The following is a 22,068-nucleotide window of genomic DNA, read 5'->3' as shown; positions in this document are numbered from 1 at the left end:
TCGCCGGTACCCGGCAGGTATCGTCGCAGGTGATGGAGCTGCGGACCCTGCGGTACTTCGTCGCGGTCGCCGAGGAACTGCACTTCGGTCGCGCCGCGGCCCGGCTGTACATGAGCCAGCCGCCCCTCAGCCGCGCCGTCCGCCAACTCGAGGCCGACCTCGGTACGGCGCTGTTCCGCCGAGCCGCGTCCGGTATCAGCCTCACGCCCGCCGGCACCGCGCTGCTGAAGGAAGCTCGCGCGCTGCTGGCGCAGGCGGAGCAGGCACGGACCCGGGTGGCGGCGGCCGCCGGGAGCGCGAACCTGACGGTCGGGATCCTCAGCGACAGCACGGATCCGGACATCTCCCGGCTCGCCGCGGCGTACCGGCGGAAGCACCCGAACGTCGAGATCCACATCCGCGAGACCGACCTCACCGACCCGACCTGCGGCCTGCGCGCCGGCCTGGTCGACGTCGCGCTGACCCGCGGGCCGTTCGACGAGACCGGGCTCCACATCCGTCAGCTCAGGTCGGACCCGGTCGGCGCCGTGTTACGCGCCGACGACCCGCTCGCCGGCCGCGACGAACTGACGCTCGCCGACCTCACGGACCGCCGCTGGTTCCAGTTCCCCAGCGGCACCGACGCGACCTGGCAGTCCTACTGGAACGGCGGCCAACCCCGCACCGGCCCCGTGGTCCGAGCCGTCCAGGAGTGCCTCCAAGCCGTCCTCTGGAACGGCACGATCGGCCTCGCCCCACTCACGGACCACAGCCCCGGCAACGAACTCGTCACCGTCCCCGTCGCCGACCTGGCCCCCAGCCCGGTCGTCGTCGCCTGGACCGACACGACTCCCCTCACCCACTCGTTCGTGCAGCTTGCGAGGACCAGCTACCGAAGTCCGCTCATGCGCCCAGGTGACCGAGTGCAGCCTTGAGTGCCTGGTCGGCGGGAACGGGTACGTCGGGGATCACCCCGACGCCTTCCCAGTTGCTGCCGGTCACGCTGTTCACGGTCCGGGCCACCGGCACCGCCACCAGGACGTGCTCCGTGATCGGGTACCGGGCCGTAGGATGCGCGCCGCCGCGGGTCGTCTCACCGACCAGTGTCGCCCGGCCGTGGGCCTGCAGCGTGTACGCGACGTCCTCGCCGCCGGAGAACGTCATCGCGCTGGTGAGCACATACACCCGGCGGTCCGGATAGCGCGGCGCCGGCAGGTACGCAGCCGTCCAGAACTGGCGCGTCTCGCCGCTCGCCCGCTCGTAGATATCGTTGAGATGCACTCGGTCGTCGGCGAAGAAATAGCTGCACCACATCGCGGCACCCTCCGGTGCCCCGCCACGGCACTCACGCAGGTCCAGGATCAGCGCGAAACTCCCGGCGACCAGTTGCATGGCCGCTCCGATCGCGCCGGCGCCGTCGTCCGCGTACGGGATGCGCCGTACGTCGATGAACCCGATGTTCCCGTCCAGGTTCTCGACCCGGCGGATGCCCTGGTTCTCCGTTCGCAGCAGCGCGCGGAACGCGGCCTCGCCCTCGTCCTCGTCCTCCGGCTCCAGCGACTGCGGCTCGTCCGACCACAGCAGCCGCAGGTGCTTGTCCGCTGCCACCTCCTGCAGGTGGGCGGACACCTGCTCGCAGAGCGCCGGGCCGTCGAGGCCGTCGTACTCCCCGCTCGTGATCCGCTGCCTGATCGCGGAGCCGATCTCCGCGGTCAGGTCGGGGAAGACATACCCCGCTGCAATTCGGTCCAGCGCGTTGCCGACGATTTCTGCGTTGTTCAGCACGGCGGTCACCCTAGAGCGGGAACCGCCCCTACAGCCAACGATTTGGCTACTTGCGGTCCGGGTCGATGACTTCGCCCTGGATCACATCGCCGGCGGGTTGGCGGGGCTGGGTGGGGCCGGGAGTGAAGGGGATGAAGGCCGGCGGGGTGAGCGTGGTGGCGCGGCGGCTGAGGAACCGGGTGACCGCTCGGCGGGCCAGCGGGCGGGTGAACGGGAGGATGAAGAAGAAGCCGAAGATGTCGGTGACGAAGCCGGGGGTGAGCAGGAGCGTGCCGCCGATCAGGACCAGGCCGCCGTCGGTGAGTTCGCGGCCCGGGACCTTGCCGGACTGCAGCGCGGTCTGCAGGGCGTTCCAGGCGCGCCGGCCCTCACGCTTCACCAGCCAGGCGCCGAGCGCGCTCTCGACCAGCAGCAGTGCGACCGTCGGCCAGCCGCCGATCGCCTGGCCCACCTGGATGATCACGTAGATCTCCACGATCGGCACGACCAGCAGTGCCAGCCCGATCAACCACGGCATGTCCTACCCCTTCCGGCGAGTCCCCCCAGTGTTACAGGTCCGGAAGACAAACCCACCCCGTCAGGCCGGAACCTTCTCCCGGGCCCGCGTCGAGCCCGACGCCGGCGGCGGTGGCGGGGTCTGCTCGCGGCCACCACGACGGCGTTCGACCAGCGCGAGCACCAGCCCCAGCAGGCCGAGGCCGGTGAGGATCCACTGCGGCCAGCCGCCGAGCGTGGTGGCGAGCGTGTGGCCGTTCCGCACCTTCAGCGTCGCGACGTACACGTCGGGCACGAACTGCTCCGACTTGTGCTCGACCGAGCCGTCCGGCCGGATCACGCCGGAGATCCCGCTCGTCGACGCGATCAGCACCGTCCGGCCGGTCTCGATCGCGCGCATCCGGGTGATCTCGAACTGCTGCTCCGGTTGACCGGTCCCGCCGTACGTCGCGTTGTTGGTCTGCACGACCAGCACCTGGGCGCCGCCCTTCACCACGTCCGAGATCACGTTGTCGTACGCGAGCTCGAAGCAGATCACGTCGCCGTACGTCACGCCGCGGATCGGCATCACGCCCGGGCCGACGCCGGGCACGGTCTGCGCCCCGACCATCTCCAGCCGCTTGATGTACGGCAGCAGCTGCTCGCGGAACGGGATGTACTCGCCGAACGGCACCGGGTGCCGCTTCGCGTACCGCTGGCCGGGGCCGGTCACCGGATCCCAGACGATGCCGGTGGTCTGCCGCTCGTTCGGACCAGGGCCCTGGGTGACCGCGCCGACCAGGATCGGTACGCCGACCGCCTTCACCGCGGTCTCGATGTCGGCCTTGGTCTCGGCGTCCTTGTACGGGTCGATGTCGGTCGAGTTCTCCGGCCAGATCACCACGTCGGGCTTCTGCTCGGTCCCGGCCTCGACCCGCTTCTGCAGCTCGAGCGTCGCGTTCAGGTGGTTGCGGGTGACGGTCCGGGCGCGGCCGAGGAACTCCAGTCCCTTCCCCGGCACGTTGCCCTGCACCATCGCGGCCCGCACGGTCTGTCCGTCACCGTCGTCCGGCAGCTGGATCAGCGCGGTCCCGAACACCAGCACCAGCCCGGCGCCCAGCGCGACGGCCCGCATCCGCAGGGCCGTGCCCTGGCGCAGTACGGCGTACAGCAGGACGCCCACGAGTGCGACGAGGAAGCTCAGGCCGGGGATGCCGACGTACGCCGCCAGCCGGCCGAGCGGGAGGTCGGCGAAGGCCCACGCGAGCCGGCCCCACGGGAAGCCGCCGAACGGCACCGACGCGGTCGCGAACTCGGTGGCCACCCACAGGCTCGGGATCCACAGCGGCCACAGCCGCAGCTTCAGGACCTGCGTGGCGAACAGCCCGAAGAACGCGTAGAACAGCCCCTCGAGGATCGCCAGCGCGATCGCGGCGTCGCCGCCGATCACGCTCAGCCACGGCACGAGGACGGCGTAGTACGCGATCCCGAAACCGGCGCCGACCAGGAAACCGGCCTTCATCGAGATCCCGTTGAGCGCGGCGAGGAAGAGCGGCACGGCGACGAGCGCCAGCCAGGGATGGTCGTGCGGCTCGAACGCGAAGCCGAGCAGCACCCCGGCGGCGACGGCCGCCGCCACCCGCGGCAGCAGCCGCCCCAGCGCCTTCAACCGGTCCACGCGGTTACCCCTTGTCCTCACTCACCGGCGGACGCCGGTCGCACGACCGTACAACGTCCCGGACACGCCAATGTATCCGGTCAGTAGCCACAAGGTGTCGGTCGTTGTCAGCGCCGGGGCCGAACGACGGCGACGCGGGAATCACACCCATGGAGTTCGTGGGCGGACAGAGGAAAGAGGCTCGGCGTGCCTTCGGACCAACCGGCGATGCGCTGGCTGCGCACCGGTCGGCTGTTGTCTACTGGCCGCCGAGCCTCTTCCACCTCTGCCCCGCGGGGGGCTCACCGCCGGCGATCTCAGCCCCCGTCGACTCAAGCCTGGCTGTGGCCTGGTCAGCGTCGCGGGATCATCCGGTGGCCGAACTTCATGTGACCGTTGAACGAACGGGATATTGACGACTCCCAAAACGATGCTCGCTGGCGGCGACGGTGTCAACCTCTCCCCCGGCTCTTTGAGCCCGTTGTAACACGATCGCCTGCCCTACAAGGGAAAACGAGAATCGCTCACCGAAGTCACGTTACAGAGCGATATCGGCACTCCACGTGATCGTTACCCAGGGCAACCAATCGTCACGCAACCGGTACGACGACGGTTCCCTTGGCCCGGGTGATCTCCAGCGGTTCGGCGAGCACCTCGGCGGCCGACGCGGACCGGTCCGGACGTCCGCGGCAGACAACGTAGGCACTGAAGTCGAGCTCCCGGCTGCGATTGCCGACCCGGCTGATCGTCGCCCGCACCTCCACGACGTCGCCGGCCCGCAACGGCTGCAGGAACTGCACGTCGGAGTACGACGCGAACAGGCCCTCGTCGCCGTCCGCCTGGATGCAGACCTCGGTCGCGACGTCCCCGAACAGCGCGAGCACGTACGCTCCGTCGACCAGGTTGCCGGCGTAGTGCGCGTGGCTGTAGGGGACGTAGCGACGATGCGTGACGGTCAGCCCAACGGTTGCCTTGGACACCTTTTATGCACTCTTCCTGTAGGCGTGACGCTTCGTCACGAGGGCGTCGACGAGATAGCTGGCCACCTCACCGGGCGTCGTACCGCGGCCGAAGACCCGGTCGACGCCGAGCTCGCCCGCCATCTGCTCGGTGAAACGGGGGCCGCCGGCAACGAGTACCGGCCGGGTGTCCTCGGCGTACGCCTCCCGGAACGCCGCCGACATCTCCTTGGTGTTCAGCACGTGCGCCTCGCGCTGCGTCACCACCTGGGACACCAGGATCGCGTCGGCCTTGTCCGCCTTGGCCCGCCGGACCAGTTCCGGTACGGCGACCTGCGCGCCGAGGTTCACCACCTTCACCTCGCGGTAGTACTCCAGGCCCTTCTCCCCCGCGAACCCCTTGATGTTCAGGATCGCGTCGATGCCGACCGTGTGCGCGTCGGTGCCGATGCAGGCGCCGACCACGGTCAGCCGGCGGCGCAGGCCCTTGCGGATCGCGAGGTTGACCTCCTTCGGCGAGAGCAGCGGGTAGTCGCGCTCGACGACCTCGACCTTCGACGTGTCGACCAGGTGGTTCACCGGGCCGTAGACGACGAAGAACGTGAAGTCCGGGCCAATCGCCTTCGAGTGCACGACGAGTGCGGGGTCCATGCCCATCTTGTTCGCCAGCTGCACCGCGGCGCCCTCGGCGCGCTTGTCGTGCGGGACCGGCAGCGTGAACGACAGCTGCACCATGCCGTCGCCCGTGGTGTCGCCGTACGGCCGGATGATGCTCATCGGGTCCCCTCCTCCAGCAGCTCGATCGCCGGGTTGTAGTACTCCGACGACTTCCGGGCGACGCCGTCCAGGCCGCGGCCCGCGTCCTGCGGGCGTTTCATCAGCCCGAAGGTGCCGTCGCCGATCGCGTTCAGCAGGCCGTCGTCGACGATCTCCTCGAGCAGCTCCACTGACTCGGCGAGCACCTGGCGGGCGCGGTTCGCGATGAAGCCGTTCGGCTCCGGCCGGAAGTCCTCGTGAAGGTTGCCGGCGGCACCCAATACGTAGCGGACGTTCTGCAGCGCCAGGTCGCGGTCCGAGATCCACGGCGTGACGACCGCCTCGGTCATCATCCCGACCAGCAGGATGCCCTGGCCGGTCATCGCGCCGACCAGGTTGAAGAACCCGTCCAGCAGGTACCCGCGGAACACGTCGCCGGTCATGTGCCGGGTCGGCGGCATCCACTTCAGCGGCGCGTCCGGGAACAGCTGCCGGGCCAGCATCGCGTGCGCCAGCTCGAGCCGGAACGAGTCCGGCAGGTCCGGGTTGATCTCGAACGCGTGCCCGAGGCCCAGCTGCCAGTCCTCGAGCCCGGCCTCCTTGGCGAAGTACTCGTTCAGCAACTGCGAGACGGTGACCGTGTGCGCGGCCTCGACCGCGTCCGCGGTGGTCAGGTAGTTGTCCTCGCCGGTGTTGATGATGATCCCCGCGCGGGCATGGATCTGGCGGCTGAACCGCTGGTCGACGAACGTCCGGATCGGGTTGATGTCGCGGAACAGGATCCCGTACATCGAGTCGTTCAGCATCATGTCGAGCCGCTCGAGGCCGGCCAGCGTCGCGATCTCCGGCATGCACAGGCCGGACGCGTAGTTGGTCAGGCGCACGTAGCGGCCGAGCTCCTTCGAGGACTCGTCCAGCGCGGCCCGCATCAGCCGGAAGTTCTCCTGCGTCGCGTACGTGCCGGCGAACCCTTCGCGGGTCGCGCCCTCCGGCACGTAGTCGAGCAGGGACTGACCCGTCGACCGGATCACCGCGATGATGTCGGCGCCTTCGCGCGCGGCCGCCTGTGCCTGCGGGATGTCCTCGTAGATGTCACCGGTCGCGACGATCAGGTAGATCCACGGCCGTTGTTCCGGATCGCCGTGCCGCTTGATCAGCCGGTCCCGCTCGCGGCGGCGGCCGTCGATCCGCTTCAACCCCGCGGCCGCGACCTTCCGCGCAGCGGCACGGGCGCGGGTCGCGTCGCGGCCCTCCGGCATCCGGAACGTCACCGAGCCCGACGCGGCCTTCTGCGCCAGCACGCCCAGGTCCTCGGCCTCGCCGCGGAGCAGCGCGTCCCACACCGGCAGCGCGAGACCGTGCTCGAGGCCGACGTCCGCCCGAACGGTGTCCGCGAGCCGGTTCACCCACGGGATCCCTTCCGTGTCGGCGCCCGTCAGCCCGGCGAGTCGCAGTACCGCTCGCTCGACCGACACCGTGGTGTGCTGCCGGGCGAGGTTCACGATCGGCCGGCCGGCCTTGCGCGCCAGGCTGCGCGCCTTCCGGACGGTGACCGGATCGAGGTCTAGCTTCTTCACGGCACGGGTCACTGGGTCCATCCCTCGGCTTGATAGACGACACGGCCGCCGACGACCGTGCGCAGGCACGTCGGCGTGCCTTCACTCAGGTCCGGCAGCACCGGTACGCCGGCCCGCGGATCGGTCGACCACGCGGCGACGCGCTCGTCGGGCGTCTGCACGACCAGCGGCGCGTCGCTCTGCCAGATCGCGTACGTCGCCGCGGTGCTGGGTGCGAGCACTCCGGCGTCGTCGATCCCGGCCGCGCGCCAGCCGCCCCGCGTGTGCGCCTGGAACGCCGCCCGGACCGTGATCCGCTCCGACTTCTCGTGGTGGAACGCGGCCGCGCGGACCGCCTCCCAGCCGCCCAGCTCGGTGACCGGTGCGTCGGACCCGAAGGCGAGGACGACTCCCGCGCGGGCCAGCGAGCCGAACGGGTTCATGCCCTGCCAGCGGTCGCCGACACGCTCGGCGTACATGCCGTCCGGGCCGCCCCACAGGCCGTCGAACATCGGCTGCACGCTCGCCACCACGCCGCAGCGCGCGAGTGTCGCGATCGTTGCCTCGTCGACCATTTCGACGTGCTCGAGCCGGTGCCTGGCCGCGACCAGCGCCTGCACGCCGACCTTCTCGGCCGCGAGCTCGAAGCCGCGGGCGATGTTGTCGAGCGCCTGGTCGCCGATGCAGTGGAAGCCGGCCTGCACGTTCCGCTCGGTACACGCGATCACGTGCTCGGCGATCTGCTCCGGCGTCAGGTACGCGTGCCCGCGGTGGTCGGCGCGATCGGCGTACGGCTCCCGGAGTGCGGCGGTGCGCGATCCCAGTGCGCCGTCGGCGTTCAGGTCGCCAGCCAGGCCGGCGAGTCCGTACGTGCCGATGTGCTCGAATGCGCCCGGCTCGCCCCAGTACAGGGTCGCGGCGAGGCCGAGTCGCTCGGCCGTCTCGCGCACGATCGGCAGCTCCCACAGCGGGCCGATGTGCGGCGCGGCCATCTCGTGGAACGCGCCGATCCCCTTGGCAGCCATCGCTTTCAGCGCGGCCTCGATCTCGGTCCGCCGCTGGGCCTCGCCGATCAGGTCGGCGAGCGCGTCCCGGACGGCGTGGTTCGCGGCGCGCTCGACCCGGCCCGTCTCGTCGTACCCCTCCGCGTCCTTGGCGACGGGCACGAGCGCCGACGAGATCACGCCGGAGTGGCCGTCGACGCGGGACAGGTACACGCGCCGGCCGCCGGCCGCACGGTCGAGCTCCGCCGCGGTCGGCGGGCGGCCTTCCGGCCATGCCGTCTCGTCCCAGCCGGCGCTGTCGACGACCGCGTCCTCCGGGAGGTTCGCCGCGTACGCCGCCAGCTTGTCGAGGGCCTCGGTCAGCGACTTGGTGCCCGCCAGATCGAGGCCGGTGAGCATCGCGCCCGTCCCCGCGGTGTGGACGTGGGCGTCGACGAACGCCGGCGTGACCAGGCCGCCGTCGAGGTCGATGACCTCGTCCGCGCCGTCGGCGTACGAACTCGCGCCGGTGTCGTCACCGAGCCAGGTCACCACCCCGTCGTCGAAGGCGATCGCGGTCGCGTGGGGGTCTGCGGGCGAGTAGACGGAACCGTTCGTCAGAAGTGTGCGCACGGACTAATCCTCCGCCAGCCTGCTCTCGAACAGACCACGGACACCCGGCTCGGAGCGCAACAGCTCCATCGCGTACTCCGCATGGCCGGGGACGTACCCGTTGCCGACCAGCATCGTGACGTCGGCCGCGAGCCCTTCCGCACCGAGGGCCGCGGCGGAGAACGAGGTCGCCATCGAGAAGAAGATCACCGTGCCACCGGCGGCCGTCGACAGCACGGCGCCGTGCTCGCAGCCCGGTACGTCGACGCAGACGACGGTGATGTCCGCGGGACCGCCGGCAGCCTCGACCGCTTCGGCCAGAGCCACGGGATCACGGGCGTCCGCGAGCGTCACGACGTCGGCGAGGCCCGCGCCGTCGAGGCGGTCCTTCTCGTACTGCACGGGCACGACGCCGATCGTGCGCGCGGCGCCGGCGTGCCGAGCCGCGGCCAGCGACAGCGAGCCGGACTTGCCTGCGCCGCCAATTACTGACACGACAGGCTTTGTGCCTTTGTCGACATACGAGCGCACCACGCGCGCGGTCAGCGCCGGGGCGCCGCACACGTCCATGACCGCGAGCGACAGCTCCGGCTTCAGGTCGTCGGGCAGCTTCGCGACGATCGACCGCGCGAACAGGATCGCGTGACCCCGCGCCGGGACCTGCTCGCTCTTGCCGTCCCAGTCCTCGAGGCCGTCCGTGATCTGCAGCGGCGTCAGCGTGAGACTCACCAGGGTCGCGACCCGATCGCCGGGCTTGACGCCGAGCGGCGACTCCGGGCCGGCCTCGTCCACCACGCCGACGAGCATGCCGCCGGAGCCGGTGACCGGGTTCTGCATCTTGCCGCGGGTCTCGACGATGTCCAGCACCGCCCGACGGATCGCCGTACCGTCACCGCCGTGCGCCTCGGCCAGCTGGCGGTACGACGCGGCGTCCAGGTTCAGCCGCTCGACCGCGATGCGGACCTCGTCGGGCCAGATGGCGGGACGGGCGTCGAGTTTCTCCGCCGCCTGCGGCAACACGCCGGACGGCGCGAGTACGCGGTGCAGTCCTACCGGGCTCGATGACACGGGGTCTCCTCTGTGCGGCGCAGCGGGTCAGGCAAAATACTACTCACAGCGCGCCGCGACGGGAATTCTTACGGCGTACTGTTGGATCTGAGGGAAGTTCTATCGCTATCCTCACATCAGACCGCATCACCCCCACGTCCCCGCGGAGGACCCGTGACCGACCTGATCACTCCGGAGCTGGCGCACTCGGAGCCTGGCGGAGCCGATGTGCACAGCGACGGCCAGCCGTACCTGTACCGGCGTACCGAGCTGGTCGAACCGGACTGGACCCGGCTGCCCGGCTGGAAGGACGTCACGGCCGAGGAGTGGCGCTCGGTGCAGTGGCAGCGGTCGCACTGCGTCAAGAACGTGAAGCAGCTGCGCGACGTGATGGGCGACCTGCTCGAGGAGCGGTTCTACGAGGACCTGACCCGCGACCAGGCCGAGCGCGCGACGATGTCGATGCTGCTGCCGCCGCAGATGCTGAACACGATCGTTCCTTCCGGCGCGGACGACTACACGGAGGCGTTCTACGCCGACCCGGTCCGCCGCTACATGCTTCCGGTGTTCAGTGATCGCCGTACGGACTGGCCGTCGCATCCGCACGCGGCCCGGGACTCGCTGCACGAGCACGAGATGTGGGCCACGGAGGGGTTGACCCACCGCTACCCGACGAAGGTCCTCGCGGAGGTCCTGCCGACCTGTCCGCAGTACTGCGGTCACTGCACCCGGATGGACCTCGTCGGCAACTCGACGCCGGTGATCGACAAGCTGAAGTTCGTCGCGAAGCCGCAGACCCGGCTGGACGACATGCTCGACTACCTGCGCCGGACGCCGGGTGTCCGGGACGTCGTCGTGTCCGGCGGCGACGTCGCGAACATGCCGTGGCCGCGGCTCGAGGCGTTCCTGACGAGCCTGCTCGAGATCGAGAACATCCGCGACATCCGGCTCGCCACCAAGGCGCTGATGGGTATGCCGCAGCACTGGCTGTCCGACGACGTCCGGGCGGGCGTGGCGCGCGTCGCAGGTGTCGCGCGGGACCGGGGCGTGATGCTCGCGATGCACACGCACGTGAACGCGGCGCAGTCCGTCACGCCGCTCGTCGCCGAGGCGTCGAAGGCGATGCTGGAGGCGGGTCTGCGCGACGTGCGCAACCAGGGCGTGCTGATGCGGGGCGTCAACGACTCCGTCCACCAGCTGCTCGACCTGTGTTTCGCGTTGCTCGACGGCGCGAACATCACGCCGTACTACTTCTACATGTGCGACATGATCCCGTTCTCGGAGCACTGGCGGGTTTCGGTGCGCGAGGCCCAGCACCTGCAGCACGGCATTCTCGGATACCTCCCCGGCTTCGCGACCCCACGGATCGTGTGCGACGTCCCGTATGTCGGCAAGCGCTGGGTGCACCAGTTGTCGGAGTACGACGTGGTCCGCGGCATCTCGTACTGGAAGAAGAACTACCGCACCGGGATCGAACAACAGGACCCGGAGGCGCTGAACCGCACCTACGAGTACTACGACCCGATCGACACCCTCCCCCGCGAAGGCCAGGACTGGTGGTCCCAGCACGCCGGCGACCACCTGGCCGAAGCCGAACAACGCGCCGCCGCCTCCCGAGCCGCCGCCGAATCCCAGAAACTCCTCGAAATCAACTGAACCGTCTTGGGTGCCACTACTGCAGGGGGTGGCACCCAAGACTCTTTGCAACTTCGTGCAATTTGCTCAGCGTGAGCCACTCGATGCGTACGGCAACCGTTACGATCACCCCTCGTAACGCCGTCCGATCTGGGGAGCACACGTGCGGGGAGTCCGCTCGGCGACTGCCGTCATCACGGTGCTCGCCCTACCCGCCTGCTCAGCACTCCCCCGCACCGACACCGTCGACAGCCTCACCCGCCAGTCCGTAACGCCCCAGGGCGCGACGGCAGTCGTCGCCCACTACAACGCGGTCGCGGCCGGGGCTGATCGCCGGCTGGCCGCGGATCCGATCGCCGGCGTTCAGACCGGCGACCTGTTGCGGCAGACGCAGGCGGCGTACAAGATCGGTCGGCTGCTGAAGAAGCCGTTCGAGCGTGCCTCGACGTTCACCGTTGATTCGGTCGGTGCGCCTGAGTACGGCGGCTATCCGATGCGGTTCGTTGCCTCGGGTAACCAACGGGTCGGTGTCTGGGAGCGTGCGTCGGCCGGGGCCGCCTGGCGGTTGAGCTACAGCGTGCCGCCGAGTGCGGGAGCCAGTCTCCCGGAGCTGACCGGCGTGCGGGAGGTCGCGCCGTCATCAGCTCTCGAGCTCGCCGAGTCGCCGGCGGGCGCAGCCGCGAAGTTGGCCGAGCTCCTCACCGTCGGCACGAAGTCCGCGAACGCCCGGCTGTTCGCTCCGACGCCGGAGCTGACGAAGCTGCTGAAGAATCTGGCGGACAGTCACGCGGTCGACCCTTCCGGCCTGATTCTCGCGGTGACGGACACGTTCACGGTCAATTCAGCACCGGTGGCGTTTCGTACGACGAACGGTGAGGTCCTGGCCTTCGCAACGCTGACCGACGAGAACGTGATGCGGCCTCGGTTCGGCGCGATGTGGCCGGTCGGCCAGAACACGGCGGCGTTCAGCACGCCGAACCACCTGTACCGCAACGCACTCACCACCACCTCGGTGCATCAGTTCGCGCTCGCGATCCCGATGCGGAAGGACGCCAGGATCCGGGTGCTGGGTTTTACCACCCAACTGGTCGATGCGGGCGGGTACTGACGGTGGGATTTCTGTCGGATGGCGCGTCCGGGGCGTGCCGCGAGCTGGGGAGTTGTCTGTGCGGGTGATCCGCAGGGTTGTCGGGGTGTTGGTGGGGTTGGTCGGGTTGGTTGTTGCGGTGGTTGGTGGGGTAACCGCCTTCTGGCTGGTTGGGCCCGATGACACGGTGTATTCGGGTGAGCAGGTGTTGGGCAGTAAGGGGCTTGCGATTGCCAGTACGCCGGAGTTGTTGGATCGGCATGGGCCGGTGTTGCATGTCGACGTGCGGTCTGCCTCGGGGGCGCCGGTGTTCGTCGGGGTCGGGCGGGACTTCGATGTCGCGAGCTATCTGAAGGGCGTCGGGCATACGAAGCTCGTGCAGGTGCGGTTCCCGGTCGCGTTGACCACGCAGGACGAGAAGGGTACGGCGGGCCCGCTCACCGCCCCGGCCACGCTCGACTGGTGGGTCGCCAAGGCGAACGGCGCCGGCACCCAGTCCCTCACCTGGCCCATCGCCGACGGCCCCTACGACCTCGTCATCATGAACGCCGACGGCAAGACCGCCCCCGACGTACGCGTGACCCTCGGCATCGAGATCCCGAAGGCCTTCACCACAGCCCTCACAGTCTTTGCCCTCGGCATCGTCCTGCTCGCCATCGGCATCCTCCTGATCCTCTTCCGCCGCCGCCCCAACCGCCCGATCCCCCAGCCGCACAGCACAGTGCCGCCCCAGCAGCAGCCGCGGCCAACGGGCGCACCGCTGCGCCGCATCATGGTCGCCGGGCTCGCCGTCAGCGCGCTCACCGGCTGCGCGGCAGTCCCCCAGCAGGACACCGTGCAGTCGCTCACCCGCCCCGCAGTCAGCACCGAGGCCGCCGCGGCCGCGATCAAGCGCTACGACGAGGTGAGCAACGCGGCGAACAAGCGCCGGGACGACAAGCTCATCGCGACCGTCGAGACCGGGGACCTGCTGCGGCTGACTCAGGCGAGTTACACGATCGACAGGGTGCTCGACAAAGCCGGCAAGAACCTCCCCAAGCCGACCACGCACGTGAAGCCCAGCATCGGTGCGCCAACGTACGGCGGCTACCCGATGTACTTCGTCAGCGCCGCCGGGATGTCGGCCCACAAGGACTACAAGACGCTCGACCTCTGGGAGCGCAAGACCGCCGGCAGCCCGTGGCTGATGAAGCACTCGCTGTACCCCGAGAACAAGGTCAAGCTCCCGGGCCTCGAAGGCTTGCGGCCGCTCGCTGCCGCAGACCACGGGAAGCTCGCGGTTCCACCGGCAGCCGCGGCAGCCGCACTCGCCGAGTACCTGAACGTCGGCGCCCAGTCGCGGCGCGCCGCCCTCTTCGAACCGTCCGAGGATGTGACCCGGATCCTCGGCACAGTCTCCGACGGCAAGTCGCTGGTCAAGGAGGATCCGAAGTCCTATCGCGCGGCGATCGACACCTTCAGGGTGAACGGTACGCCGACCGCCTTCCTGACGAGCTCCGGAGAGGCGTTGGTGTTCCTCTCGCTGACCGACGAGTTCCAGCTTCAGGTCGGCGCGGGTCTTTCCATCTACTGGTCCCAGGGCAGCCCTGGCTCCGCGTACAGTCCGCCGACCACGAAGTACAACGGCGCCATCACCAGCACGATCCTCTATCAGGTCGCCCTCGTCATTCCGAAGAAGGGCGCGAAGCTCCGGATCCTCTCGACCTCCGACGAACTCGTCGCCGCCGGTGGTTACTGAGTCAGGTAGGTCTGCAGGTCCGCGAAGGTGTTGATGGTGGGGCCTTGCCAGGTGGGGGCGTTGTTGGCGTGTTCGAGGGTGCGGATGGCGTGCATGCCCAGGGCGGCTGCGGCGGGGAGTTCGTTGTCGTTGCCGTCGCCGACGTAGAGGCAGTCGCGGGGCGCCGCGGACAGGGCTGTGCAGGCCGCTTTGTAGATGGCCGGGTCGGGTTTGGCGGCGCCTACCTCGGCGGAGAAGGCCGTGGCGTCGTAGTACTTCGCCAGCGGGCTGCCCGCCCACTGGAGCTGGGTCTCCGCGGTGATGTTGCTGACCAGGCCGATCCGCCAGCCTGCCTGCTTGAAGGCGGCCAGCGTGTCCAGGGTCGCCGCCGGCGCCGCGCCGAGCAGGCGTTGGGCCAGGGATCGGCGCAGGCTGGTTGCCTCCTGCACCTGTTGCTCGGTGGGAGCACCGCCGCAGCGTTCCGCGATCACCTGGAGCGTGTTCGGCAGGTCGCCGTACGCTCCGATGAACCGCTCGTACGCCGCCGCGTCGAAGGCCCGCTGGAACGCCGTCGAGTCGACCCCGAGGATCGCGCCCATCCGCGCGTTGACCGCGGCGCGCTCGGCGTCGCCGCCCGCGATCAGCGTGCTGAACAGATCGGTGACGAGGACCTTCACAGCGCCGGCGGACGGCGTTCGTACGGCGTACTCAGCACGATCGTCGTGGTGGTCGACACGTTCGCGCGGGCCCGGATCACGGCCAGCAGGTTCTCCAGCGCGGCCGGTGAGGCGACCCGGACGACCAGGACGTAGCTGGAGTCGCCGGCCACCGAGTAGCAGGACTCGATCTCGCGGACGTCGCGGAGCCGCTCCGGGGAGTCGTCCGGCTGCGACGGGTCGATCGGCCGGATCGAGATCAGCGCGGTCAGCGGCAGGTCGAGGGCGGTGTGGTCGACCGTGGCGGCGTACCCCTGGATGATGCCGCGCTGCTCGAGCCGCTTCACCCGCTGGTGCACGGCAGAGGTGGACAGGCCGGTCGCCTTGCCCAGGTCGGTGAAACTCATCCTGCCGTCGGTGGCGAGCAGCCCGACGATCTTGCGGTCCAGGTCCTCCATCCTGGAGACCCTACTGCCGCGAGCGCCCGGCATGAAAGCATCGCCCCATGGCTGAGACAGAACAGCGCCTGATGCTGCTGGACACCGCGTCCTTGTACTTCCGGGCGTTCTTCGGCGTCCCCGACACGATGAAGGCCGCCGACGGTACGCCGACCAACGCGATCCGCGGGCTGCTCGACTTCATCGCGCGGCTGGCGGAGAACCACCGGCCGACCCACCTCGTCGCCTGCTGGGACGACAACTGGCGGCCGTCCTGGCGGGTCGAGCTGATCCCGTCGTACAAGGCGCAGCGGGTCGAGTTCGTGACGCCGAAGGGCGAGCAGGTCGAGGACGTACCGGACCGGCTCGAGGTCCAGGTGCCGTACATCCGGGCCTGCCTGGAGGCGATCGGGATCGCGGTCGTCGGCGCCCCGGACCACGAGGCCGACGACGTGATCGGCACGCTGTCGCACCAGGCGACGATGCCGGTCGACGTCGTCACCGGCGACCGGGACCTGTTCCAGCTGATCGACGACAGCCGCGGCATCCGGGTCGTCTACACGGCCGCGCGCGGCGTCGGCCGGGCCGACGTGTACGACGAGAAGGCCCTGCTCGCGAAGTACGAGGTCCCGGCCCAGCGGTACGCCGACTTCGCGACGCTGCGCGGTGACGCCTCCGACGGGCTGCCCGGCGTGAAGGGTGTCGGCGAGAAGACCGCCGCCGCGCTCGTCACGGCGTACGGCGACCTGGACGCGATCCGCGCCGCGGCCGCCGATCCGACGACGCCGATGGCGCCCGGCGTGAAGAAGAAGATCCTGGCCGCCGGCGACTACCTCGACGTCGCGCCGAAGGTCGTCGCGGTGGCGAAGGACGCGCCGGTCGGGTCGTACGACGCGACGCTGCCGCGCGAGATCAAGGACCCGGAGCGGTGGCTGGACCTCGTCGAGCTGCTCGAGCTCGGCGGCAGCGCGCAACGGGTGATGGCGGCGCTCGACCTGGGCCCGAAAGCATGAGCCGGACGAGGGAGCTGGCGGAGCAGTTCCGCGAGGAGATCGTCACGCTGCGCCGCGCGCTGCACCGCGTGCCGGAGTACGACCTGGATCTGCCCAAGACGCAGCAGTTGGTCATCGACGCACTGGCGGGACTGCCGCTGGAGATCTCGCTCGGCAAGGACCTGTCGTCGGTCACCGCCGTACTGCGGGGCGGCCGCGGCCCGGGCCCCGTCGTGCTGCTGCGCGGCGACATGGACGCGCTGCCGGTCACCGAGCGCACCGACGTACCGTTCGCGTCGCAGCATCCCGGGATGATGCACGCGTGCGGTCACGACCTGCACGTCGCGGGGCTCGTCGGCGCCGCGAAGGTGCTGTGCGCGCTGCGCGACGAGCTGCCGGGTGACGTGGTGTTCATGTTCCAGCCGGGTGAGGAGACGTCCGGCGGCGCGCCGATCATGATCCGCGAGGGTGTCCTCGACGCGGCCGGGCGGCGGGCGGATGCGGCGTACGGGCTGCATGTCGGGTCGTCGTCGCAGCCGTTGGGGATGTGGAGCAGCAGGCCCGGATCGTTCATGGCCGCGGCGGACCAGCTGCATGTGCGGGTCGTCGGCGAAGGGACCCACGGGGCATCGCCGTATCGCGGCAAGGACCCGATCCCGGTGCTGTGCGAGATCGTCACGGCCCTGCAGACGATGATCACCCGGCAGTTCGACGTGTTCGACCCGGTCGTGCTCACGGTCGGGCGGATCGCGGGCGGGACGAAGGAGAACATCATCCCGGACGACGCGTTCTTCGACGCGACGGTCCGGACGTTCTCGGAGGAGACGCGGTCGAAGGTGCAGAAGTCCTCGATCCAGCTCGTCGAGAGCGTGGCGGCGGCGCACGGATTGCAGGTCGAGGCGGAGTACCAGCTGGGGTACCCCGTGACCGTGAACGACGAGGCGGAGTACGAGTTCGCCCGCGAGACGATCGTCGACCTCTTCGGCGCCGACCGGTTCCGCCGGCGCCCGAACCCGCGGAGCGGCGCCGAGGACATGTCGTACGTCCTCAACGAGGTGCCCGGCGTGTACCTGAACCTGAGCGCCTGCGCATCCGACGACCCGGACGCCGCCCCCGACAACCACTCCCCCTTGGCCAACTTCGACGACTCGGTGCTGCCCGACGCGTCAGCGCTGCTGGCCGAGCTCGCCGTACGCCGTCTCGCGCGCTGACGCGAGCCCGGTGAGGACGAGCCCCAGGGCCGTGGCGGCCGCGGCCGCCAGGTAGATCGCGGGCAGGCCCGGCCCGGCGACGACCCGCCCGCCGAGCCAGCCCGCGGCCGCGGCGGCGACCTGGTACGCCGACGCGTTGACGGCGATCGCCAACGTCGGGGCGGCGGCGGCCGTGGTCAGCACGCGGGCCTGCATCCCCGGGACTACGGAGAAGCCGACCGCCCCGAGCGCGAACACGAGCCCGCCGGTAACGATCGCGCTCGGGCTCAGGCGGAGAGCGACGAGGAGTACGACGAGCAGCGCGAGCGCGCCGAGCTGGTACCGCAGCGGCGCGCGGTCCGCCAGTCGGCCGCCGACGAGGTTGCCGATCGTCGCGCCGACGCCGTACACGAGCAGCATCGGCGCGACGGCCGCCGCCGCGAACTGGCCCGGGCCGGTGAGCAGCGGCGCAAGGTAGGTGAAGACCATCAGCACGCCGATGTTGGCGACCGCGGTGATGGCGATGGCCAGCAGCAGCTCACGGTTGCGGAAGACCGTGAACTCGCCGAGGGCGTGGGTCCGCGTGCCGGGCTGATCGGCCGGAATCGACCACGCGACCAGTGCCAGGCCGACCGCGCAGCAGACCGTGATCGCGGCGAAGGTCGCGCGCCAGCCGAACGCCTCCCCGATCCACGTGCCCAGTGGCGCGCCGAGGATCATCGCCAGGTTCATGCCGAGGGCAAGCTTCGCGACGGCCGACGCCTTCTTGTCCGGGGGCGCGGAGGTGGTCGCGATCACGATCGCGTTGGCGAAGAACGTCGAGGTCACCAGCGCGGTGACGAGCCGCGCGGCGAACAGGACGCCGTACCCGGGCGCGACGGCGGAGAGCAGATTGCCGGCCACGGCCACCACCAGCAGGCCGAGGACGAGCGGCTTGCGCGGGCGGCCTGCCGTCACCGCCGTCAGCACCGGACCGCCGACGATCATCCCGAGCGCGTACGCGGTCACGAGCAGCCCCGCCGCCGGGATCGACACCTGGAGATCGCCCGCCACAGCCGGCAGGATCCCGGCCACCACGAACTCGCCCGTGGTCACCCCGAACACGCAGACCAGCAACGCCACCAGCTTCATTGACTACCTCACGGATAGAGAGTGATTGATCCGTGAGAACGGTAGATCGCTCTCACGGATACGCGCAACCTGTACCATGAGACGCATGATCGCCGAGCCACCGTTGCCGCCCGCCCCTGGCGCCGACGCGCACCTCGCGCTGGACTTCGCGAACACCGCGATCGCACTCCCCGGCGGTCAGTACGTCGACCTGCTCGGTACGCCGCCCGCGGTCAACCACTGGCTGACTGCGCACGACCTCGCGCCCGCGAACGCCGACGTCCAAGAGATGTGCGCGACCCAGCTCCGCGCGCTCCGCGAGCACGTCCGCTCGCTGTTCGCCGCCCGGATCGCGGGGGCGCCCGCCCTGCCCGCGGCCGTGGACGCCGTCAACAGCGCGCTGACCAGTGTCCCGTCCGCGGCGCTCCTGCGCTGGGACGACACCACCGGCCCGTACCGCGCGACGCCCTGCCCGACCAACCAGATCCTCGAGCACGCGTTGGCCACCATCTCCGCCAGCGCCGCCGACCTCCTCACCAGCCCCGAGGCCGAGGCCCTGACCGCGTGCGACGCCACGCCGTGCAACCGCTTCCTCATCCGCCACGGCCGCCGGCACTGGTGCTCCACCCGCTGCGGCGACCGCGTCCGCGCCGCCCGCGCGTACGCCCGCCGTACCCAATCCGCCGCAGGCTGACAGCTCAGCGGCCGAGGCCTGCCTCGCGGGCGCGGATGATCGCTTCGGCGCGGTCGGCGACGTGGAGCTTGCTGAAGATGTTCGAGACGTTGTTGCGGACGGTCTTCGGCGACAGGTACAGCTCGGTGGCGATCTGCGCGTTGGACCGGCCCGCGGCCACCAGCGCGAGGATCTCGTGTTCGCGGGCGGTGAGCTGCGGGAACGGGCTGCCCGGAGCGGCGGTCGGCGCGGCCGCGAAGAACTCCGCCACCCGGCGCGCGATCGCCGGCCCGAAGATCGCCTCGCCGCCGGCAACCGCGGTGATCGCGCGTACAATCTCGCCCTGGTTCGCGCCCTTCAACAGGTAGCCCCGGGCACCGGCCCGCATCGCGGCGAACAGCGTCTGGTCCGCCTCGGCCATCGTGAGTACGACGACCCCGATGTGCGGGCTGTCTGCGGTGATCGCGCGGGTGGCCTCGATCCCGTCCAGCCGGGGCATCTGCACGTCCATCACCACGACGTCCGGCTGCAGTTCTCTGGCCCGATCGACCGCCTCCACACCGTCGGCCGCCGTACCCACGACCTCCACGCCGTCCAGCGAACCGAGCAGCGCGGCGAGCCCGTCGCGATAGACGGGGTGGTCGTCGGCGAGCAGCACCCGCACAGGCTCATCCACGAACAACCTCCGGTACGGCGTCCAGCGGCAGTCTCACCCGTACGACGGTGCCGCCGCCCGGTGGACAGGTGACACTACAGACTCCCCCGAGCTCCGCGACACGCTCCCGGACCGACAACATCCCCACGCCCGCGGCGACCTCCGCGCCGATCCCGATCCCGTCGTCGACCACCGAAAGCTCCAGCGCTGTCTCGTCGACGTGCAGCGCGATGTCGCACCGCGACGCCGCCGCATGCCGCGCGACGTTGGTCAGCGCCTCCGAGGCGATCCGGTACGCCGCGACCTCGACGCCGGCGGGCAGCGGCCCGAGGTCGTCCGCGTCGACCGCGACGGCGAGTCCCGCGAGGCGGAACGGCTCGGCCTGCTGCTGGATCGCTCGTACGAGACCGAGCTCGTCCAAGGCCGGCGGTCGGAGGTCGTGGACCAGCCGCCGGACGTCGGCGACCGCGGCGGCCATGTCGGTCGTCGCGTGCGCCAGCATCCGGTCCGCTTCCTCCGGCTTGGAGCCGGCGAGGTTCCGGGCGGTCTCGATCCGCAGCGCCACGGCGCCCAGGCTCGGACCGAGGCCATCGTGCAGGTCGCGCCGGATCCGCCGTCGCTCCTCCTCGCGGGCGGCGACCAGCCGGCTCCGGCTTCGCTGCAGTTCGAGGCTCAGCTCACTGGCCCGCGCAGCGGCGGCCGCCTGCCGGACGAGATCTCCGAGCAGCCGCTGATCCCGCTCGGACAGCGCCGTACCGTCGCCTGGACAGAACACCAGCCGACCGACCGGCTCACCGCGGTACCCGACCGGCAGCGCGTGCGTCGGACCGGACTCCCGGCCGTGCTCGACGATCGCCAGACCACCACCGGACCGCTCGATCTCCACCCGGACGTACGGCAACCGGAAGGCCTCGGCCAGGGTGCGGGCGACAGCGCGGAGTTGCTCGTCCGGGTCCGCGGCCGACTCCAGCCGCTCCGCCAGCGTGGACATCGTCGCGTACGGGTCGTCGCGCGAGCCGCGCACGAGGCGCCGTACCCACCGCCACAGGCGGCTGCGGAGCGGCGCGTAGACGACGGCGACGACCGCGATCGCGACCAGGGCGGCGTCCCGCTCGCCGAGCACCCCGCCGGCGATCGCGAACACGGCCAGGTCGATCCCCACCACGAGGGCCGCGAGGACGCCGTACAGGAAGGTGGCCGAGAGCAACCGGTCGACGTCGTACAGACGGTGCTTGGCGACGGCGACGACGATCGCGGCCGAGGTCAGCGCGATGGCCAGACCGAACAGAACAGCCGGTACGGCGGGCGGGTTCTCGAACGGGACCATCAGCAGGATCATGTCCACCAGCGCGGCCCACATCAGCCAACGCAACTGTGCCCTGCTCTCCCGCGACGCTGCGCGGTAGCGGTGCACGGCGACGGCGAACGGCACGACCAGGCTGACGATCACACCCGCGTAGGCCACGCGCAGCAGTCCGGCCCAGACGCCGTACGGCAGCTCCAGGCTGAACGGGTCGAGGGCAAGTCTCGTGATCTCCGGCGGCAGTGCGGCGCCGTGATAGCGCTGCATGACGTCCATCGGTGCGACGATCAGCAGTAGCGGAAGCAGGAGTGTCAGGGCGAGGCTGACGATCGAGAGCCGGCGCCAAACCTTCGCGGTGACCAGCTTCCCGTCGGGGAACAGCAGGATGAGCAGCGGCAGACCGAGCAGCAGGAACGCGCCGAACCGGGAGTAGAACCAGTACGCCGGCGAGGCGCCGGGCAGTCCTGGAGACGTGTAGATCGCGTACGTCGCCCAACTCGACGCGAACCCGTCCACGACCCACAAGAGCCCGGACCCGGTCAGGATCCAGGCAATCGGATGCCGCGGCAGGCGGTGCAGGAGCAGCACGCCCGGCACCACCTGCGCCAGGCCGGACACCGCCGAGGTCCAGCCTTCGTCCAGTTCCGCGGCCGCGGGTGCGCCCGGGCCGTTGCGGACGTCCAGAACGACCGTGACAGCGGTCAGCAGGAGCGCGGCTGCCCCGAGTGCAGCCGGCCCCCATCCCCTCCGGGTTTCCTCCCCCACCGCTGCATTGTGACCCAGAGTGTGTCCCGTCGTCGCGGGT

20 protein-coding genes are annotated in these 22,068 nt (G+C 70.4%); 7 read left to right on the top strand and 13 right to left on the bottom strand.

Annotated elements, in window-relative coordinates:
• Positions 1-32 precede the first annotated feature (32 nt).
• Entirely contained in the window at positions 33-914 is an 882-nt protein-coding gene (locus ABN611_RS32305) for a LysR substrate-binding domain-containing protein (protein WP_350276059.1), read from the top strand.
• Here the strand turns inward: ABN611_RS32305 and ABN611_RS32300 are convergent.
• The 8 genes from ABN611_RS32300 to ABN611_RS32265 form a co-directional block, all read right to left on the bottom strand.
• The gene (locus ABN611_RS32300) at positions 883-1,764 is read right to left on the bottom strand and encodes a S41 family peptidase (RefSeq protein WP_350276058.1); all 882 of its coding nucleotides are present in this window, start codon (positions 1,762-1,764) and stop codon (positions 883-885) included. The two genes, ABN611_RS32305 and ABN611_RS32300, sit on opposite strands and share 32 nt — an antisense overlap.
• Before the next feature lie 46 nt (positions 1,765-1,810).
• The gene (locus ABN611_RS32295) at positions 1,811-2,281 is read right to left on the bottom strand and encodes an FxsA family protein (protein WP_350276057.1); all 471 of its coding nucleotides are present in this window, start codon (positions 2,279-2,281) and stop codon (positions 1,811-1,813) included.
• A gap of 60 nt (positions 2,282-2,341) precedes the next feature.
• The gene (lnt, locus tag ABN611_RS32290; protein WP_350276056.1) at positions 2,342-3,916 is read right to left on the bottom strand and encodes an apolipoprotein N-acyltransferase; all 1,575 of its coding nucleotides are present in this window, start codon (positions 3,914-3,916) and stop codon (positions 2,342-2,344) included.
• Between the two features lie 569 nt (positions 3,917-4,485).
• Complete coding sequence (locus ABN611_RS32285) at positions 4,486-4,875, bottom strand: hotdog domain-containing protein (protein ID WP_350276055.1); 390 nt, start codon at positions 4,873-4,875, stop codon at positions 4,486-4,488.
• 3 nt (positions 4,876-4,878) lie between these two features.
• The gene (locus ABN611_RS32280; protein WP_350276054.1) at positions 4,879-5,631 is read right to left on the bottom strand and encodes an OAM dimerization domain-containing protein; all 753 of its coding nucleotides are present in this window, start codon (positions 5,629-5,631) and stop codon (positions 4,879-4,881) included.
• On the bottom strand, positions 5,628-7,199 hold the full coding sequence (locus ABN611_RS32275; protein ID WP_350276053.1) for a lysine 5,6-aminomutase subunit alpha: 1,572 nt from the start codon (positions 7,197-7,199) through the stop codon (positions 5,628-5,630). Before ABN611_RS32275 ends, ABN611_RS32280 begins: the two co-directional genes overlap by 4 nt.
• On the bottom strand, positions 7,196-8,782 hold the full coding sequence (locus ABN611_RS32270; protein ID WP_350276052.1) for an amidohydrolase: 1,587 nt from the start codon (positions 8,780-8,782) through the stop codon (positions 7,196-7,198). Before ABN611_RS32270 ends, ABN611_RS32275 begins: the two co-directional genes overlap by 4 nt.
• Before the next feature lie 3 nt (positions 8,783-8,785).
• Positions 8,786-9,829: an L-erythro-3,5-diaminohexanoate dehydrogenase gene (locus ABN611_RS32265; RefSeq protein WP_350276051.1), complete on the bottom strand. Its 1,044-nt coding sequence runs from the start codon at positions 9,827-9,829 to the stop codon at positions 8,786-8,788.
• Between the two features lie 162 nt (positions 9,830-9,991).
• On the opposite strand from ABN611_RS32265, the gene ABN611_RS32260 reads away from it, so the two are divergent.
• The 3 genes from ABN611_RS32260 to ABN611_RS32250 all read left to right on the top strand — a co-directional run bounded on the left by ABN611_RS32260 (position 9,992) and on the right by ABN611_RS32250 (position 14,268).
• The gene (locus ABN611_RS32260; protein ID WP_350281712.1) at positions 9,992-11,464 is read left to right on the top strand and encodes a lysine 2,3-aminomutase; all 1,473 of its coding nucleotides are present in this window, start codon (positions 9,992-9,994) and stop codon (positions 11,462-11,464) included.
• 142 nt (positions 11,465-11,606) lie between these two features.
• The gene (locus ABN611_RS32255; RefSeq protein ID WP_350276050.1) at positions 11,607-12,551 is read left to right on the top strand and encodes a hypothetical protein; all 945 of its coding nucleotides are present in this window, start codon (positions 11,607-11,609) and stop codon (positions 12,549-12,551) included.
• 262 nt (positions 12,552-12,813) lie between these two features.
• Positions 12,814-14,268, top strand: coding sequence for a hypothetical protein (locus tag ABN611_RS32250; protein WP_350276049.1), 1,455 nt, complete (start codon positions 12,814-12,816; stop codon positions 14,266-14,268).
• Here the strand turns inward: ABN611_RS32250 and ABN611_RS32245 are convergent.
• Positions 14,262-14,924: an HAD family hydrolase gene (locus ABN611_RS32245; protein ID WP_350276048.1), complete on the bottom strand. Its 663-nt coding sequence runs from the start codon at positions 14,922-14,924 to the stop codon at positions 14,262-14,264. The two genes, ABN611_RS32250 and ABN611_RS32245, sit on opposite strands and share 7 nt — an antisense overlap.
• Positions 14,921-15,361 (bottom strand): Lrp/AsnC family transcriptional regulator, encoded by a 441-nt coding sequence (locus ABN611_RS32240; protein WP_350276047.1) that lies wholly within the window; start codon positions 15,359-15,361, stop codon positions 14,921-14,923. Before ABN611_RS32240 ends, ABN611_RS32245 begins: the two co-directional genes overlap by 4 nt.
• Before the next feature lie 71 nt (positions 15,362-15,432).
• On the opposite strand from ABN611_RS32240, the gene ABN611_RS32235 reads away from it, so the two are divergent.
• Entirely contained in the window at positions 15,433-16,353 is a 921-nt protein-coding gene (locus tag ABN611_RS32235) for a 5'-3' exonuclease (protein ID WP_350281711.1), read from the top strand.
• Positions 16,350-17,543 (top strand): M20 family metallopeptidase, encoded by a 1,194-nt coding sequence (locus ABN611_RS32230; protein ID WP_350276046.1) that lies wholly within the window; start codon positions 16,350-16,352, stop codon positions 17,541-17,543. Before ABN611_RS32235 ends, ABN611_RS32230 begins: the two co-directional genes overlap by 4 nt.
• On the opposite strand, the gene ABN611_RS32225 is transcribed toward ABN611_RS32230, so the two are convergent.
• On the bottom strand, positions 17,499-18,653 hold the full coding sequence (locus ABN611_RS32225) for an MFS transporter (protein ID WP_350276045.1): 1,155 nt from the start codon (positions 18,651-18,653) through the stop codon (positions 17,499-17,501). The genes ABN611_RS32230 and ABN611_RS32225 overlap by 45 nt on opposite strands.
• Before the next feature lie 85 nt (positions 18,654-18,738).
• On the opposite strand from ABN611_RS32225, the gene ABN611_RS32220 reads away from it, so the two are divergent.
• Entirely contained in the window at positions 18,739-19,326 is a 588-nt protein-coding gene (locus ABN611_RS32220; RefSeq protein ID WP_350276044.1) for an ABATE domain-containing protein, read from the top strand.
• A gap of 4 nt (positions 19,327-19,330) precedes the next feature.
• Here the strand turns inward: ABN611_RS32220 and ABN611_RS32215 are convergent, their stop codons facing one another.
• Both ABN611_RS32215 and ABN611_RS32210 read right to left on the bottom strand, forming a co-directional pair.
• Positions 19,331-19,981 (bottom strand): response regulator transcription factor, encoded by a 651-nt coding sequence (locus ABN611_RS32215; protein WP_350276043.1) that lies wholly within the window; start codon positions 19,979-19,981, stop codon positions 19,331-19,333.
• On the bottom strand, positions 19,974-22,028 hold the full coding sequence (locus ABN611_RS32210) for a sensor histidine kinase (protein WP_350276042.1): 2,055 nt from the start codon (positions 22,026-22,028) through the stop codon (positions 19,974-19,976). Before ABN611_RS32210 ends, ABN611_RS32215 begins: the two co-directional genes overlap by 8 nt.
• Positions 22,029-22,068: the final 40 nt, after the last annotated feature.

Source organism: Kribbella sp. HUAS MG21, assembly GCF_040254265.1.
In the GTDB taxonomy this organism is placed as follows: Bacteria; Actinomycetota; Actinomycetes; order Propionibacteriales; family Kribbellaceae; genus Kribbella.
This window is presented reverse-complemented; position numbering and strand designations above follow the sequence as displayed.

Excerpts from the sequence above, each read along its gene's own strand:
- ABN611_RS32235 (WP_350281711.1), top strand. The coding sequence starts at position 15,433 with ATGCTGCTGGACACCGCGTCCTTGTACTTCCGGGCGTTCTTCGGCGTC.
- ABN611_RS32280 (WP_350276054.1), bottom strand. The coding sequence starts at position 5,631 with ATGAGCATCATCCGGCCGTACGGCGACACCACGGGCGACGGCATGGTG.
- ABN611_RS32220 (WP_350276044.1), top strand. The coding sequence starts at position 18,739 with ATGATCGCCGAGCCACCGTTGCCGCCCGCCCCTGGCGCCGACGCGCAC.
- ABN611_RS32240 (WP_350276047.1), bottom strand. The coding sequence starts at position 15,361 with ATGGAGGACCTGGACCGCAAGATCGTCGGGCTGCTCGCCACCGACGGC.
- ABN611_RS32295 (WP_350276057.1), bottom strand. The coding sequence starts at position 2,281 with ATGCCGTGGTTGATCGGGCTGGCACTGCTGGTCGTGCCGATCGTGGAG.
- ABN611_RS32305 (WP_350276059.1), top strand. The coding sequence starts at position 33 with ATGGAGCTGCGGACCCTGCGGTACTTCGTCGCGGTCGCCGAGGAACTG.
- ABN611_RS32225 (WP_350276045.1), bottom strand. The coding sequence starts at position 18,653 with ATGAAGCTGGTGGCGTTGCTGGTCTGCGTGTTCGGGGTGACCACGGGC.
- ABN611_RS32230 (WP_350276046.1), top strand. The coding sequence starts at position 16,350 with ATGAGCCGGACGAGGGAGCTGGCGGAGCAGTTCCGCGAGGAGATCGTC.